At 62.1% G+C, this 925-nt stretch carries 1 protein-coding gene; it reads right to left on the bottom strand.

All coding sequences use genetic code 11. From position 1 onward, the window contains the following. Positions 1 to 191, bottom strand: a 191-nt coding sequence (locus tag ASJ79_RS24730; RefSeq protein ID WP_369803761.1) for a transposase, incomplete at its 3' end; no start/stop codon positions are given. Positions 192 to 925: the final 734 nt, after the last annotated feature.

Genomic DNA, 925 nt, shown 5'->3' on the forward strand with positions numbered 1-925 from the left:
TCGACGACGAGGATCGCCTCCGGGTCGCCGAAGGCGTCGATCACGTAATCGCGCAGATCGTCGCGCACCTCGTCGGCGTCCCAGCTGGCTCGCGCCAACAGATGCTGCAGCGCGTCGGGGGTGGCTGCGCCGCGGTGCTCGGCGATGGTCCAGCAATTCTTGCGGTCCAGGCCCGCCACCATGCCGGTCATCAATTCACCGGCATGACGCAGCGGCTCATACCGGGTGAATCGCGGCGCGATGCGATCCAACACCGCGGAGAACTCGGCTTGCCATCGGTCAGGGTCTACGCTGTCAACCGCGGGGATCGCGGCGTTTTCAGATGTCTTCACAAACTCCGAACAATGCCGCGGTCACCGCCCTGACCAGCGCAGACACGCCGAAACCCCGTCAGCCCCGATCTACGGCTGCAGTACTAGCGAACGTCAGCAGTACGCAGGTATTGCCACAGCAATGCGCTCGGCAGCCGACCAGACAACCGCGCTCGTTAAGCTAACTCCGCATCGAGTCATCCGTGAGTTGTACGAGCAGTCCATCGCGTACTGGCGCGCATACGCCGACAGGATTCCAACTTATAGGCCGGCTGACGACCACCTCGCACGAGTTGCGACGGGGACATCAAATTCGCTGGTCTGGATATGCTCTGCCATACAGTTCGGGTCGGCTGAAGCGCGCGCGCCATATGTCATCGCATCACCCGCCCCTCGCAACATCCCGCCACCCGGGGATCCAAAAAATCCGACGCGCTACCTGTTGGAAGCATCCCCCGTCTGTGCGGAATGGACTGCGGAATCAGACTGAAGCGCCCCGGGTTTGATACACACTCGGTTATTGGTGTGCAGCCGATGGGTGGGCTGTGTTTGTAGCGTAGTAGACCTGCTCGTATTCGATCGGTGGGATGCGGCCCAGACGGTGCATGAGCCTG

Source organism: Mycobacterium sp. NAZ190054 (assembly GCF_001545925.1).
GTDB lineage: Bacteria > Actinomycetota > Actinomycetes > Mycobacteriales > Mycobacteriaceae > Mycobacterium.